The 12,780-nt window shown below is 68.1% G+C and carries 11 protein-coding genes and 1 tRNA gene; 4 read left to right on the forward strand and 8 right to left on the reverse strand.

All coding sequences use genetic code 11. The features are described 5' to 3' along the window. Positions 1 to 99: 99 nt before the first annotated feature. The gene (locus tag LQ566_RS03265; RefSeq protein ID WP_231090163.1) at positions 100 to 1,014 is read right to left on the reverse strand and encodes a LysR family transcriptional regulator; all 915 of its coding nucleotides are present in this window, start codon (positions 1,012 to 1,014) and stop codon (positions 100 to 102) included. A 129-nt stretch (positions 1,015 to 1,143) separates the two neighbouring features. On the opposite strand from LQ566_RS03265, the gene LQ566_RS03270 reads away from it, so the two are divergent. The 3 genes from LQ566_RS03270 (at position 1,144) to LQ566_RS03280 (ending at position 3,420) form a co-directional block, all read left to right on the forward strand. Beyond that, a complete protein-coding gene (locus LQ566_RS03270; protein ID WP_231090164.1) occupies positions 1,144 to 2,316 on the forward strand; it encodes an NAD-dependent formate dehydrogenase in 1,173 nt (390 codons plus the stop codon). Between the two features lie 73 nt (positions 2,317 to 2,389). Beyond that, positions 2,390 to 2,821, forward strand: coding sequence for a hypothetical protein (locus LQ566_RS03275; protein WP_231090165.1), 432 nt, complete (start codon positions 2,390 to 2,392; stop codon positions 2,819 to 2,821). Positions 2,822 to 2,952: 131 nt separating this feature from the next. Then, complete coding sequence (locus LQ566_RS03280) at positions 2,953 to 3,420, forward strand: FUSC family protein (protein ID WP_231090166.1); 468 nt, start codon at positions 2,953 to 2,955, stop codon at positions 3,418 to 3,420. Between the two features lie 209 nt (positions 3,421 to 3,629). Here LQ566_RS03280 and LQ566_RS03285 read toward each other — a convergent pair whose 3' ends face one another. The 5 genes from LQ566_RS03285 to polA all read right to left on the reverse strand — a co-directional run bounded on the left by LQ566_RS03285 (position 3,630) and on the right by polA (position 11,410). Beyond that, on the reverse strand, positions 3,630 to 4,391 hold the full coding sequence (locus LQ566_RS03285; protein ID WP_231090167.1) for an SGNH/GDSL hydrolase family protein: 762 nt from the start codon (positions 4,389 to 4,391) through the stop codon (positions 3,630 to 3,632). Positions 4,392 to 4,409: 18 nt separating this feature from the next. After that, complete coding sequence (locus LQ566_RS03290; RefSeq protein WP_231090168.1) at positions 4,410 to 5,765, reverse strand: MFS transporter; 1,356 nt, start codon at positions 5,763 to 5,765, stop codon at positions 4,410 to 4,412. Positions 5,766 to 5,831: 66 nt separating this feature from the next. After that, positions 5,832 to 6,878: an LLM class flavin-dependent oxidoreductase gene (locus LQ566_RS03295; protein WP_231090169.1), complete on the reverse strand. Its 1,047-nt coding sequence runs from the start codon at positions 6,876 to 6,878 to the stop codon at positions 5,832 to 5,834. A gap of 92 nt (positions 6,879 to 6,970) precedes the next feature. Further along, positions 6,971 to 8,644: a DUF885 domain-containing protein gene (locus LQ566_RS03300; protein ID WP_231090170.1), complete on the reverse strand. Its 1,674-nt coding sequence runs from the start codon at positions 8,642 to 8,644 to the stop codon at positions 6,971 to 6,973. 135 nt (positions 8,645 to 8,779) lie between these two features. Further along, on the reverse strand, positions 8,780 to 11,410 hold the full coding sequence (gene polA / locus LQ566_RS03305; protein WP_231090171.1) for a DNA polymerase I: 2,631 nt from the start codon (positions 11,408 to 11,410) through the stop codon (positions 8,780 to 8,782). A gap of 43 nt (positions 11,411 to 11,453) precedes the next feature. On the opposite strand from polA, the gene LQ566_RS03310 reads away from it, so the two are divergent. Beyond that, positions 11,454 to 11,882 (forward strand): hotdog fold thioesterase, encoded by a 429-nt coding sequence (locus LQ566_RS03310; protein WP_231090172.1) that lies wholly within the window; start codon positions 11,454 to 11,456, stop codon positions 11,880 to 11,882. 54 nt (positions 11,883 to 11,936) lie between these two features. Here LQ566_RS03310 and LQ566_RS03315 read toward each other — a convergent pair whose 3' ends face one another. After that, entirely contained in the window at positions 11,937 to 12,557 is a 621-nt protein-coding gene (locus LQ566_RS03315) for an ANTAR domain-containing response regulator (protein WP_231090173.1), read from the reverse strand. Positions 12,558 to 12,649: 92 nt separating this feature from the next. Further along, positions 12,650 to 12,735, reverse strand: a tRNA-Leu gene (locus LQ566_RS03320). Positions 12,736 to 12,780: the final 45 nt, after the last annotated feature.

Consider the following 12,780-nt stretch of genomic DNA (forward strand, 5'->3'; position numbering starts at 1 on the left):
CTCTCACCGGCGGCTGAGGCCGACCGGCAACGGAAGTCCTACGCGGCGGAGACCTTCCAGGACGCGGGCGGACGATCATTCCGGCGGCTCCGCTCGCCCTCAGGCGGCGCGAGCGGCCGCTGCGAGCAGGGCGCGCGCCGCCGTGATCGCCGGCTCGGTTCCCTGCTTCCAGACGGCACCGAGCTGGCGGCGGAACTCCGTGCCTTCGACCGCAACCCGCACAAGCCGCCGCTCGTCGACATATCGCTTCGCCGGAAGTGTGCTGATGACCGCCGGCGCCACATCGGCTGCGGCGGACTCCAGCACGGCGGTGTTGTTGGACAGCTCCACCGCGGGTGCCGCGATCGCCTCGTCGGTCACACCGTGCGAGCGAAGAGCGGATCGCATGACCGCCCGGCAGCCCGAGCCGGCTTCGCGAGTCGCCAGCGGCGTCTGCGCCAGAGTCCAAGCGCTGATCGAGGCACGACGCACCCAGGGGTGACGCGGCGACACGTAGACACCCAGCTCATCATTGGCCAGAAACCGATAGGACAGGCCGCGTGGCGGCTCATCCCCCTCGACGAATCCGAGGTCCACCGCTCCCTCAGACACCAGGCGGATGACATCGCGCGTGTTCGTCGTGATGGCCCGCACGTCGCGGGCGTCGTGCCCCTGCCGGACGAAGGTGCTGATCCATCGAGGCAGGAAGTACTCCGCGATGGTCATGCTCGACGCGACGCGCACGCTGCGATCCGTGGCCGCGAAATCCGTCAGCGAACGGTCGAGGGACTGCGCGGCCTGCAACAGCGGTCCCGCAAGGTCCAGAAGTCGCCTCCCGGCCGGAGTGAGTTCGGAAGCGCGCGACCCGCGCACGACCAGTTGAGAACCGAGACGCTGCTCGAGCCGTCGCAGGCGCATGGAGGCGGCTTGCTGGGAGATCGCGAGTTTGTCAGCGGCGAGGCTGATCGACCGCGTACGGGCGATCGTGGCGAGCAGGTCCAGCGTCCGCAGGTCCGGAAGGTCATCGCTCAACACGAGCCGAGTCTACGCACAACCTGACGTTGTGGCATCACCACCAGATCGTCGTTCTGGTGGAGGATCGCCGTTTCTACGCTGAGAACTGGGCGCACGAGACACGCTGCGCCACTGATCAGAGGAGCCATCATGGCCAAAGTTCTCATCGTCCTCTACCCCGACCCGGTGAGCGGCTATCCGCCCGAGTACGCCCGGGACAGCATCCCCGCGATCTCCTCGTACCCCGGCGGAGCATCGCTTCCGTCGCCGAAGTCGATCGATTTCGTCCCCGGCCAGCTCCTCGGTTCGGTGTCCGGTGGCCTCGGGCTCGTCGAGTGGCTGAGGTCGGAAGGCCACCAGGTCGTCGTGACGAGCGACAAGGAAGGACCCGACTCCGTCTTCCAGCGTGAGCTGCCCGACACTGACATCGTCATCTCCCAGCCGTTCTGGCCGGCATACCTCACCGCCGAGCTGATGGATCGCGCCGAAAAGCTCCAGCTGGTGATCACCGCGGGAATCGGTTCGGACCACACAGACCTCAACGCCGCCAACGCCCGCGACATCACCGTGGCGGAGGTCACGTACAGCAACAGCATCAGCGTCGCGGAGCACACGGTCATGCAGGTGCTGGTGCTGGTGCGGGACTTCGTGACCCAGCACCAGATCTCTGTGGACGGCGGATGGAACATCGCAGACGCGGTATCGCGCTCCTACGATGTCGAGGGCATGCGGGTCGGCGTGTTCGGAGCGGGCCGCATCGGGCGGGCGGTGATGGAGCGGCTCGCGCCGTTCGGCGTGCGGCTCGCCTACACCGATCGGTTCCGGCTGCCGGCGGAGTACGAGGAGAAGTACTCGCTCACGTACCACGAGAGCATCACGGAGCTCGTCACAGACATCGACATCCTCACCGTTCACGCCCCGCTCACGGATGAGACGCGCGGGCTGCTCGATGACGCGCTGCTGTCCACCATGCCGCGAGGCGCATACATCGTCAACCCCGCGCGCGGGGCCATCGCCGACCGCGACGCGATCGTGCGCGCTCTGGAGAGCGGTCATCTCGCCGGGTACGCCGGCGATGTCTGGACCCCGCAGCCGGCACCGGCCGATCACCCCTGGCGCCGCATGCCCCACAACGCGATGACCACGCACACGTCGGGGACCTCGCTGTCCGGTCAGGCACGCTACGCGGCGGGCACTCGCGAGATCCTGGAATGCTGGTTCGCGGGCGAGCCGATCCGGCCCGAGTACCTCGTCGTGGCCGGCGGCAGCTATCAGGGCGTCGGCGCCCACTCCTACGCCCAGCAGCCGAAACAGCAGTCCTGACGTACCTCTCGTGTCGCGGGTTCCCTGGGGCACCCGCGACACGTACTCGCCGCGCCGCAATCGAGGATCTCCTATGCCCCGCAAGCCCGTCATCGGCATCCTGCAGCCTCGAGACCCGGACCGCACCGCCGAGTTCCGGGTGGCGGCGAGCATCGCCGTCCCGGTGCTGGTCCTGCTGCTCCGAGATCAGCCGCACCTGATCGTCTATGCAGCGTTCGGGGCGTTCACCGGCATGTACGGACGAGGCGCGGCGTGGCCTGAACGCCTGCGCTCACAGCTCGCTGGCGCCGGCCTCATCGCGGTCGGGGCAGGGACCGGCGTGCTGCTGGCGGCCGCGGGCGCTCCGTTCCCGGTTGTGCTTCTCGTCGAGACCGCATACGCCGCAGCGGGATCATGCTGGGCCGACCGCACCTCGCTGAACCCGAGGGGCCCGTTCTTCGGGATCTTCGCCCTCGGCGCCTGTGCGTCCATCACCCTCCGAATCCTCCGGCGTACGCCATCCTGATCACGACGGGCACGGCGGCTCTCGCACTCGCCGTCACGGCGGTCGATGCGTGGGTGCGCTGCGCCAGAAACGGCGATCAGGCGGTCGGCGGCCGAGCTCCGGCGGTCCCCCGCAGCGCCGGAGCACGCGCGATGGAGTACGCGCTGGTCGTCCTCAGCGCGGGCACCGCCGGCTACGTCCTGGGCTGGGGCCACTCCTACTGGGCGATGGCTTCTGCGGCCGTGCCGCTGGCGGCTGCAGATCTGCCCGGCCGCATCGGGCGAGGACTGCATCGCATCATCGGAACCCTCGCCGGGCTGATCGTCACCGCAGCGGTCCTCGTCGGGACGCCGCCACCAGGCTTCCTCGCGATCGTCGTCATCGTCCTGATCATCCCCACCGAGGCTCTGATGAGCCGTCACTACGCCGCGGCGCTTGTCTTCTTCACCCCAATGATCCTCATCATGACCCAGCTGGCCGCGCCCGTCCCACGCTCTCAGCTGATCGTCGATCGCGCGGCGGAAACCGCGCTGGGCGCGGTCATCGGAATGCTCGTCGTGTGTGCGATCAGCGGCACAGAAGCCCTCCTGCGTCGCGCGACGGCACGTACGCGGGAATGAAGACCACCCGCCGCGCGGGTGCCTTCGTCAGAAGGCGCTCGCAGCGGCGTACGAACGGTTGCGGGCGGCACGCTCTCCTCGAGGCGCTGAGCGGACGAGCCAGTGGGCTTCTCCGCGGGGAATATCGCAGGATCGCGACTCATCCCGAGCACGTCGAACGCCGAGACCAGCGCGCCTGGCCCTGAGCGGCAGCACAGCGGCCTGCGCGCTCACGGGGTCGGCTCTACGGTGATCCAGTCACCGAACTTCGGGAGGCGGCCGTCGCCGGAGCTGGTGCGCGTCAGACGACGCTTGATCCACGGCAGCACGTGCTCACGGTAGTAGGACGCGTCGCGCAGCGCGGGCGTGGTGTCGACCACGGGGAGGGACCACCATCCATCCGGAACGCGCTCGCCCAGCGCGCGCAGTACGCGGGCGGCCACGCGGTGGTGCCCCCGTGCATTCATGTGCAGGCGGTCTTCGGCCCAGTAGCCCGCGCCGGACAGCTCGCGATCCGGCCAGTTGAGTGCCCGGATCACATCGGGGCGGTGGGCGATGCGGGAGATCACGGCGTCAGAGAGCAGGTCGCCACGGCGCTGGATGAGCGACGACAGCGGCAGGCCGGCCGACGGGTTCGCGCCGGAGAGAATCACCAGCTGAACGCCTTCCTCGTCGCACCGCCGGAGCACCCGGGAGAAGGCGTCGGCGATGTGCTCGACGTCAGTCGCCGGGCGGAGCATGTCGTTGCCGCCGCCGTTGAACGAGAGGTGCGTCGGCTTGAGCGCCAGCGCCGGTTCGAGCTGCTCTTCCACCACGGGCCACGCCAGCTTGCCGCGGATGGCGAGGTTGGCGTACTCGATTTCCGCGCCGCGGGAACGCGCCCAGCCCTGCGCGACCAGGTCCGCCCAGCCGCGCGGGATGCCGTTCGCATCCTCATCGCCGACTCCCTCCGTGAAGGAATCGCCGATGGCCACGAAACGGATCTGATTCACCGCTCCAGCCTACGACCGTCAGCGGTTGTCGAGTGCGCGACCCCGGAGGTCGCTGAGGCCCCATGTCGCGATCGCCGCGATGGCGAAGAACACAGCGAACACCACGAACAGGATAGGGACGCTCCCCCACCCGAGTACCCACGGCACCACCAGGGGCGCAACGATCGACGCGATTCGGCCCACTCCCGCGGCCCAGCCGGAACCGGTCGCACGCAGCGAGGTGGGGTAGGTCTCGGGTGACACGGCGTACAGCGCACCCCACGCTCCGAGGTTGAAGAACGACAGGAGCATGCCGGCGATGATGATGCCGGTGGGATCGCCCGCTGTCCCGTAGAGCACGGCGGCGACGGCCGAGCCGATGAGGAACACCGAGAGCGTGATGCGGCGGCCCCACACTTCGATCAGCCAGGCGGCGACCGCGTATCCCGGCAGCTGTGCGAGGGTCATGATCAGGGTGAACTCGAACGACTTCACCAGCGTGTACCCGTGGGCCACCAGCAGCGACGGAATCCAGATGAACGCGCCGTAGTAGGAGAAGTTGACGCAGAACCACACGAGCCAGAGCGAGAGCGTGCGGCCGCGGAACTCGGGGGCGAACAGCGCCCGGAGCCGTCCGCGGATGTTCTCCTTCGGGCCCGCCGGCTCCGTCGTCGCCGCCACGGCTGCGGAAGCGGGAACCGTCCGTCCTCGCACCGACACCTCGAACTGGCGCACGATGAGGTCGGCTTCCGCGTGGCGCCCGCGTGATTCCAGCCAGCGGGCCGACTCCGGTAGCCCCCAACGGACGATGAGCGCATAGACCGCGGGAATCGCGCCCAGCGCGAATGCCCAGCGCCAGCCGTCCGGGGAGCTGGGCACCACGAACACACCGATCACGGCTGCGGCAAGCCAGCCGACCGCCCAGAACGCCTCGAGCAGCACGACGACTCGACCACGGATGCGGGCGGGGGCGAACTCGCTCACATACGTGGACGCCACGGGGAGCTCTGAGCCGAGCCCGAGCCCCACGATGAAGCGCAGCACAAGCAGGAGCGCGAGTCCGCCGACAAGGGCGCTCGCGCCGGTTGCGACGCCGTAGACGAGGAGGGTCAGCGCGAACACCTGACGACGGCCGAACTTGTCGGCGAGGAGGCCGCCCAGACTCGCGCCGACGGCCATGCCGACGAAGCCCACCGAGCTGATCAGGCCCAGCTCTTCTTTGCCGAGCTGCCACTGGGCGCCGAGCGCGGCGATGATGAACGAGATCAGTCCCACGTCCATCGCGTCCAGAGCCCATCCCAGCCCCGATCCCGTGAGGACCCGGCCGAGCTTGGGGGTGAACGGGAGCCGATCGAGACGCGTCGCGACGTCGTCCTCGCGGGGGGCTGAGGTCATTCGCTCATCGTATCGGGCCGCCGGCGAGCTCTTCGACCGCCGGCGGCCCGTATGACGTTGCGCGACTCAGTCGGCCAGAAGCGCCCGCACCCGGGGAATGACCTCCGTGCCGTATAGCTCGATGCTGGTCATCAGGTGCTCGTGGGGCGTGGTCCCCGACGCGAACTTCATGTCGAATCGCTGTGCGCCGAGCACCGAGACCGTGTGTGCGATCTTGCGCGCGACGGTGTCGGGTGAGCCGATGTACTGCGAGCCATCCGGCCCCACCTCCTGCAGGAAGCGGTCCCGGGAGTACGGCGGCCAGCCGCGCTCGGCACCGATCGTATCGTTCATCACCTTCAGTCCCTCGTAGGTCTGCTCCTGAGCCTCCGCGTCCGTCGCCGCCACGTGGCCCGGCGAGTGCACGCCCACCGGCAGGGGCGCGTGACCGAACTCGGCGACAGCGTGATGGAAGAGGTCCACCAGCGGCCGGAAGCGCTCGGGGGCTCCCCCGATGATCGCCAGCATCAGTCCGTAGCCGTGCCGCGCGGTGCGGACGACGGACTCCGGTGACCCGCCCACGCCGACCCAGGCACGCACACCCCCGGCCGTCTTGGGGAACACGTCGGCGTTCACGAGCTCCGCGCGCGTACGGCCGTTCCAGGAGACCGGCTTCTCCTCGCGCAGCCGCGAGAACAGCTCCAGCTTCTCCTCGAACAGCGTCTCGTAGTCGGCGAGGTCAAAGCCGAACAACGGGAACGATTCGATGAAGCTGCCGCGCCCGAGGATCACCTCACTGCGGCCGTTCGAGAGCGCATCCAGCGTCGCGAAGCGCTCGTAGACGCGCACCGGATCGTCCGAGCTCAGCACCGTCACGGCGGTGCCGAGCTTGATCCGCTCAGTCCGGCCTGCGATGGCCGCCAGCACGATCTCCGGAGCCGACACCGCGAACTCCTTGCGGTGGTGCTCGCCCACGCCGAAGAAGTCGACTCCGACCTTCTCCGCGAGATCGGCCTGCGCGATCACATTCCGGAGTGTCTCCGCATCGGTGAGCAGAGTGCCGTCCAGATTCCGGCTGATGTCGCCGAAGGTGTCCAGACCGAGTTCGATGTCAGCCACGGGGGCTCCTTTCATCCACGTGCATACAACGCGCCGCAGGCGGTGGCATTCCCGGAACGGCGAAACGGGCGGGATCCGCAGATCCCGCCCGTTTCGCCGTTCCTGGTTCAGGCGCCGAGGATCGCCGTCCGCAGGGTGTCGAGGCCCACGCCACCCATGTTGAGCGCGGTGCGGTGGAACTCCTTGATGGAGAACGCATCGCCGGCGCGTGCGGCCGCCTCGTCACGTACCTGTTCCCAGATCCGCTGGCCCACCTTGTAGGAGGGAGCCTGTCCCGGCCAGCCGAGGTAGCGGTTCACCTCGAACTTCACGAACTCGTCGGGCATGTTGACGTTCGCGCGCATGAAGTCCAGCGCGTAGTCGGCGTCCCACGTGCCGGTGCCGTCCAGACGGGGCTTCTCCAGGTGCACACCGATGTCCAGCACCACACGGGCTGCGCGCATGCGCTGGCCGTCGAGCATCCCGAGCCGGTCAGCAGGGGCGTTCAGGTAGCCCAGCTGTTCCATCAAGCGCTCCGCGTACAGAGCCCAGCCCTCGGCGTGACCCGACGTACCCGCAAGCAAGCGGCGCCACGAGTTGAGTTCTGCCCGGTTGTAGGTGGCCTGCGCGATCTGCAGGTGGTGACCGGGGACACCCTCGTGGTACACCGTGGTGAGCTCACGCCAGGTGTCGAATGTCGTGACGCCCTCAGGCACGGACCACCACATCCGACCGGGACGCGAGAAGTCGTCGGTCGGGCCCGTGTAGTAGATCCCGCCCTCCTGGGTGGGGGCGATCATGCACTCGAGCTTGCGGATCTCCTCCGGGATGTCGAAGTGGGTGCGGCCGAGTTCGGCGACGGCCTGGTCGCTGGTGCGCTGCATCCACTCCTGCAGCGCCTCCGTGCCGTGGAGCTTCAGCGACTCGTCCTTCTCGAGGAATGCGACGGCCTCCTCCACCGATGCGCCCGGCAGGATCTCGTTCGCGATGGCGGTCTGCTCGGCCACCATGCGAGCCAGCTCTTCGCGTCCCCACTCGTACGTCTCGTCGAGGTCGATGGTCGCCCCGAGGAACGATCGCGACATCAAGGCGTAGAGGTCGCGCCCGACGGCATCGCGCTCGCTCGCGCCCGCGAGCAGATCGCGGGAGAAGAACTGTCCGAGCTCCTGATACGCGACGCGTGCCGCGTTGGCGTTGTCGGCGATCTCGCGCGCCAACGATGCGGGCAGCTGCCCCTCCGCGGGCTGAGCATTGCCCGCGAACTCGGCGAAGAAGCCCGAATCGGCCTGGATGCGATCGATCTGACCGATCGCCTCGATGACCTGACGACGGGCCGGCACAATGCCCTGACGCAGGCCCTCGCGCAGCGTCTCCTCGTACCCGCTGAGTGCACCGGCGACGGCGGCGAGGCGCGTGGAGATCACGGCCCAGTCCTCCACGCTGTCGGTGGACATGAGGTCGAAGACCTCGCGAACGCTCTGGACGGGAGAGGCGATGACGTTCACATCGCGCAGGTGCCATCCGGCGTCGCGGATCTCCAGATCGAGGTTCAGCGAGCTGAGCAGGTCTGTCTGGGTGACCTGGTCGATGGCGTCGACGGGTTCGAGTGCGGCGAGTGCATCGCGCGCTGCACGCGTCGCTTCCGCGGCACGCTCGTGTCCGGCCAGGCTGAGGTCGTCCAGACGGGCGTTGTGCTCCGTCCGGCCGATGTAGGTCGCGATCGAGGGGTACAGATCCGCGACTGTGTCTACCCAGGCCTCGGCGACGCCGTCGATGGGCGTGGGGATTCGGGGTTCAGTCATCCCTTCAGTTTAGGTCGTGGACGTCCGATCCCACCGCAGCCACTGGCGAAAACGTGGCGCGGTGGCAGGTCCGTATGCGGCCGACCGCAGCACTGCGGCCGGCCACAGTGCTGCGGTCGGCCACAGTGTGGAGGCCTAGTGTGCCGCCTCGTCCCAGTTCGCGCCACGCCCCACCTGAACGTCGAGCGGCACGGACAGCTCAGCAGCATCACCCATGCGATTGCGCACGATGGCCTCTGTGGCATCCCACTCCCCTGCGGCGACCTCCACGACGAGTTCGTCGTGAATCTGCAGCAGCACGCGCGAACGAAGATCGGCGGCACGGAGATCCTGATGGATGTGGAAGAGGGCGATCTTCATGATGTCGGCCGCGCTCCCCTGGATCGGGGCGTTCAGCGCTGCACGCTCTGCGTTCTCGCGCAGCACCCGGTTGGGACTCGACAGATCGGGGAACGGGCGCCGGCGGCCGAAGATGGTTTCGGTGTAGCCGTCGACCTTGGCCTTGCCCACGGACTCCCGCAGGTAGTCGCGCACGGCCCCGAAGCGGGCGAAGTAGTCCAGCATCAGCTGCTTGGCCTCTGCCTGCTCGATGCGCAGCTGCTTGGAGAGCCCGAACGCGGACAGCCCGTACACGAGACCGTACGACATCGCCTTCACCTTCGAGCGCATGGCACTGGTGACATCCGCCGGCTCGACACCGAACACGTGTGCGCCGACGTAGCGGTGCAGGTCCTCGCCGGTGTTGAACGCCTCGATGAGACCCGGATCGCCCGACAGATGCGCCATGATCCGCATCTCGATCTGCGAGTAGTCGGCGGTCAGAAGCGTGTCGTATCCTTCACCGACCTCGAAGGCGGCGCGAATGCGACGGCTCTCCTCGGTCCGCACCGGGATGTTCTGCAGGTTGGGATCCGTACTGGAGAGCCGGCCCGTCTGGCTCCCGGTCTGCACGTACGTGGTGTGCACCCGGTGGTCGGGCTTGATCGCCACGTCGAGCGACTCGATGATCTGGCGCAGCTTGGTGGCTTCGCGGTGCTGGGAGAGCAGCTCGAGGAACGGGTGCGGCGCCTTTTCCTGCAGGTCGGCGAGTGACGCGGCGTCCGTCGAGTACCCGGTCTTCGTCTTGCGGGTCTTGGGGAGCTCGAGCTCGTCGAACAGCACCTCCTGCAGCTGCTTCGGCGACCCGAGGTTCACCTCGCGGCCGATGGCGGCGTACGCGTCCTGGGCGATCACGTCGGCACGCGAGGCGAGTTCAGCAGAGAACGTCGAGAGCTTCTCGTGCGACACCTGGACGCCGGCCAGCTCCATGTCTGCCAGGGCAGCCAGGGTGGGCAGCTCGATGTCCTGGAGGACCGAGACGACGCCCTCCGGCATCTGCTCGCGGATGGCCTCGGCCGTGCGCAGCGTGAACCATGACAACTGACCGGGCGTCGCGCCTTCGGTCTCCGGCACCAGCTGGCTCGGGTCGGCCTCCGGCAGCTTCTCCCCCAGGTAACGCTCCACCAGATCCGCGAGTGACTTGTCCGGGTAGCTCGGCCGCACCAGCCAGCCGGCCAGGTTGGTGTCGAAGACGATGCCCGCCAGATCACCCCCTGCGGCCCGCACAGCCTTCAGCTGCGGCTTCGCATCGTGCAACACCTTCTCCGCGGGCGATGCGAGCCAGGCCGCCAGATCGGCGTCGTCGGACCAGTCGAACTCGATCGCCTCGCTGGCGTCGGCCACACCGGCACGCAGGGGCGTCAGGCCGTTCACCGTGAGGGTGAGCGCCACCGGGGCGTCCTCGCGAGCACGCACCCACGCCACCGCCTCCGCGACCGTGACCTCGCGAGCCGGAGGAACCTCCACCGCCGTGTGTGTCTCGACGTCACCGGCGTCTCCGCCGGCGGCTTCGAAGACGCGCGGCAGCAGCGTGCGGAACTCCAGGCGACCGAACACATCTCGCACCGCCGGACCGTCGAGCGGGCGGACCACGAGGTCAGCCGGACCGACCGGGAGCTCCACGTCGGTCACCAGCCGGTTGAGCTTGCGGTTACGGCGGACATCGTCCAGGTGCTCGCGCAGATTGCCTCCGACGACGCCCTTGATCTCGCCGGCCCGCTCGAGGACGGCGTCCAGCGACCCGAACTGCGTGAGCCACTTCACGGCCGTCTTCTCGCCCACCTTCGGCACGCCGGGAAGGTTGTCGCTGGTCTCGCCGACGAGCGCGGCGATATCGGGATACTGCTCGGGCGGCACACCGTAGCGCTCCACCACCGTGGCCGGGTCGTACCGCTTGAGCTGGGAGACGCCCTGCACCGAGGGGTAGAGCAGGGTGACGTCATCGTTGACGAGCTGGATGGAGTCCCGGTCTCCGGAGACCACGAGCACCTCATAGCCCTGTTCGCGCCCCTGGACCGACAGGGTGGCCAGGATGTCGTCCGCCTCGAAGTCCTCCTTGGTGATCACCGTGATCCCCATGGCGGCCAGCGCCTCCTGGATGAGTGGGATCTGCCCCGAGAACTCCTTCGGCGTCTCCGCACGCGTGCCCTTGTACTCGGCGTACTCCCGCGTGCGGAAGGACTGGCGCGAGAGGTCGAAGGCGACGGCCATATGGCTCGGCTGCTCCGCCTTGATGAGGTTCACCAGCATCGAGAGGAACCCGTAGACGGCGTTGGTGTGCTGCCCGTCCTTGGTGGTGAAGTTCTCGACCGGCAGCGCGAAGAACGCGCGGAAAGCGAGCGAATGGCCGTCGACGACCAGGAGGGTAGGCTTTGCGGAGTCCGTCACCCCTCCAGCCTAATGAGGGGCACCGACATGGAGCGAGGAGAGCATGAGCGAAGGCGCCGCGGAGATCGAGAAGAGCCCCCTGGAATGGGCACGCGAGCGGGGGCTCGGAGCCCTCGCCGAGAAGATGGGCATCGAGCTGGTCGAGTTCACCGCCGAGCGTGTCGTGGCCACGATGCCGGTGCTGGGCAACACACAGCCTCTCGGACTGATGCACGGCGGTGCGTACGTCGTGCTCGGCGAATCGCTCGGCTCGATGCACGCGACGCTGCTCGCCGGACCCGGCCGCTACGCCGTAGGCATCGACATCAACGCCACGCACACCGCGTCCATCACCGAGGGCTTCGTCACCGGGGTCTGCACCCCGGTGCACGTGAGTCGTTCGCTCGCCGTGCACGAGATCGCGATCACGGACGAGCGAGGACGCCGCAACTCCACGTTGCGCATCACGAACATGCTCCGCGACGCGCGCTGAGACTCGTCGGAACGACGAAGGCCGCCCCAAGGGGCGGCCTTCGTGATGTCGGGGTCAGCCCTTCTTGGGGGCGAGCTGGTCGATGATGGCCTTGGCCACATCCTGCATCGTGAGCCGGCGATCCATCGACGCCTTCTGGATCCAGCGGAACGCCTCCGGCTCGGACAGGCCCATCTTCTCGTTGAGCAGCCCCTTCGCGCGGTCGACGAGCTTGCGGGTCTCGAAGCGCTCCACCATGTCGGCGACCTCAGCTTCGAGCGTGATGATCTGCTCGTAGCGCGCGAGGGCGATCTCGATGGCCGGAAGCAGATCGTTCGGGGTGAAGGGCTTCACGACGTAGGCGAGCGCACCGGCCTCGCTGGCGCGCTCGACGAGTTCCTTCTGGCTGAAGGCGGTGAGCAGGACGACGGGCGCGACGTGGTTCTTGCTGAGCTTCTCAGCCGCGGTGATGCCATCCATCTGCGGCATCTTCACGTCCATGATCACCAGATCCGGGCGCAGCTCGGTAGCCAGGGCGACGGCGGTCTCGCCATCGCCGGCCTCACCGACGACGTCGAATCCGTTGTCGCGCAGGATCTCGACGATGTCGAGACGGATGAGCGATTCGTCTTCCGCTACGACCACACGACGGGGTGCGGGAGCGGCCGGAATTTCGGTCTGGTCCTGATCGGTCACCTGCCGATTCTATGGCATACATCCGTGATTCACCCGGACAGGCGCGCTCTGCCGGGGCTACGGCGGTGATGCGGGCGAGGAAAACGAGGAGGTGGTGCCGGTGGCGGGACTCGAACCCGCACGCCCTTTCGGACAAAGCATTTTGAGTGCTCCGCGTCTGCCATTCCGCCACACCGGCAAGTGCGTCGAAGACCCCTCGACACTACCGCACCCCTCCCGTGCT

The sequence above is a fragment of the Microbacterium nymphoidis genome (assembly GCF_021044885.1).
In the GTDB taxonomy this organism is placed as follows: domain Bacteria; phylum Actinomycetota; class Actinomycetes; order Actinomycetales; family Microbacteriaceae; genus Microbacterium; species Microbacterium nymphoidis.

Excerpts from the sequence above, each read along its gene's own strand:
- LQ566_RS03310 (WP_231090172.1), top strand. The coding sequence starts at position 11,454 with ATGAGCGAAGGCGCCGCGGAGATCGAGAAGAGCCCCCTGGAATGGGCA.
- LQ566_RS03295 (WP_231090169.1), bottom strand. The coding sequence starts at position 6,878 with ATGAAAGGAGCCCCCGTGGCTGACATCGAACTCGGTCTGGACACCTTC.
- LQ566_RS03290 (WP_231090168.1), bottom strand. The coding sequence starts at position 5,765 with ATGACCTCAGCCCCCCGCGAGGACGACGTCGCGACGCGTCTCGATCGG.
- LQ566_RS03275 (WP_231090165.1), top strand. The coding sequence starts at position 2,390 with ATGCCCCGCAAGCCCGTCATCGGCATCCTGCAGCCTCGAGACCCGGAC.
- LQ566_RS03300 (WP_231090170.1), bottom strand. The coding sequence starts at position 8,644 with ATGACTGAACCCCGAATCCCCACGCCCATCGACGGCGTCGCCGAGGCC.
- LQ566_RS03270 (WP_231090164.1), top strand. The coding sequence starts at position 1,144 with ATGGCCAAAGTTCTCATCGTCCTCTACCCCGACCCGGTGAGCGGCTAT.
- LQ566_RS03280 (WP_231090166.1), top strand. The coding sequence starts at position 2,953 with ATGGAGTACGCGCTGGTCGTCCTCAGCGCGGGCACCGCCGGCTACGTC.